The following is a 1,478-nucleotide window of genomic DNA, read 5'->3' as shown; positions in this document are numbered from 1 at the left end:
ATGATGGTGCGGATCCCGTAGAGCGGGTCGCCTTTACGTCCGCGGTGGCCGCAGATCTGCTGCTGCAACCCGGCAGTGGTGCTCGCTTGCTGCGTTCGCCGACTTGCCTACAATGGGTCACCCATCCCCAGTTCCCCCGCCGCTTTGCGCATGTGAGAGATGGCATGGCCTTCGTCGCGGGGAAGCGTCGCGGCGAGTTCATTGACCCGTCGCCAGCGATCGAGCGTCGATCCGTCGCTACGGCCGGCCGCAGCCAGAGCCGACCACGTGTCCGCGCAGCGCAAGAGCGCAGTTCCGGCCTTCGCCATCTCCGCGGACTCCGTTAGCCGGGCCACGTCGCCACAGAACTGTGCCTGCAACCGGCGGAACAGGCCGCCGCCCGTGCCTGCCTTCTCTACAAAGGCGTGGAGAGAACGCAGCGCGATGTCCAGTTCCGGTTCGGGCATGAGCCCCGGCCACCGGTCGACATCCTCGGCGAAGACCGTGACTCCACTGATCCCGGCAGCGGCAACGGCATCCGGCGGTAGCACCGACGCGTCCGGAATAATCGCGGTTGTCGCCGCCTGCATGTTTTCGACCGAGGCCACGAGGGCCGAAGCCGCAGTCTGGCGGAGATCGGGCAGGATCTGGGGCCAGTTCACGAAGTACGTGGTGTGCCTCGTGGGCACGGGGAACGATCGGGACGCGCGCGCCCGCGCAAGAGCCTCGTAGGGGACTTTCTGCATCTCGGCTCGGTCGTTGTCCACCACGAAAGCCGTCTCGGTGTCGTCTTCGTAACCGATCACGACGATGTCGTGCCGACTCATCTGAAGGCGGACATTGAGGTAGGGCAGCTCAGAAATGTCGGCCCACATCAGCACGGGACGGCCTTGCTGGAGTTCGCGGCGGACCCAGCCCCAGCCGGTCTCGGGATCGTCGGTTCCCCGAACGTCGACCTCTGCACCCAGCCTGGCGAGAAGGTCGACCTCGAGGTCGCTGCTACGCCCGACGAAGTAGATGGGAGGGGCGAGACCCGGTGCCCGCAGGTAGGTGAAGCCGAGACCACCGCCCATTCCGAAGACCAGACCTTCGCTCGGCACCTCGTCCCAGCCCAGACCGGCCCACTCCAGGAGGTCTCTCAGCGCTCCGGAACCACAATGCCCTGCCTGACGGTGGGGATAGTCCAGTAGGACTCGTCGCGGCTCTGGATGACGGGTAGGGACCTCGACTGACATGACATCTCCTGAATCGGCGTCGCAGCAATCTGCGCGGTTTCCGGTTGGACGGGCATGCGGTTACGTGACTATACATTCGTTCATGCAGGCATGTACCTACCTCAGCGGTCCATCGAAAGGATCCTTCGTTCCTGCGCCGCCCGCCGAGTGATAGCTCAAGAAATGCGCTGGGCGAGGCAGCCCCGGGCGTCCGCCAGACAATCACCACCGCTCTCCTCCACGAGCCGGCGGCCCGGAGCGTGTCAAATCAAATGAGACGTGAGG

Annotated in this window: 1 protein-coding gene; it reads right to left on the bottom strand. The window is 65.1% G+C overall.

What is annotated here, in order from left to right:
• Window positions 1–107: 107 nt before the first annotated feature.
• On the bottom strand, window positions 108–1,214 hold the full coding sequence (locus tag G6024_RS10010; protein WP_067478094.1) for a BtrH N-terminal domain-containing protein: 1,107 nt from the start codon (window positions 1,212–1,214) through the stop codon (window positions 108–110).
• Between the last annotated feature and the right edge of the window lie 264 nt (window positions 1,215–1,478).

Source organism: Dietzia maris (genome assembly GCF_014144855.1).
Lineage (GTDB): Bacteria > Actinomycetota > Actinomycetes > Mycobacteriales > Mycobacteriaceae > Dietzia > Dietzia kunjamensis.
Note: the sequence above shows the minus strand (reverse complement) of the source record. Positions and strands in the feature narration are given on the sequence as shown.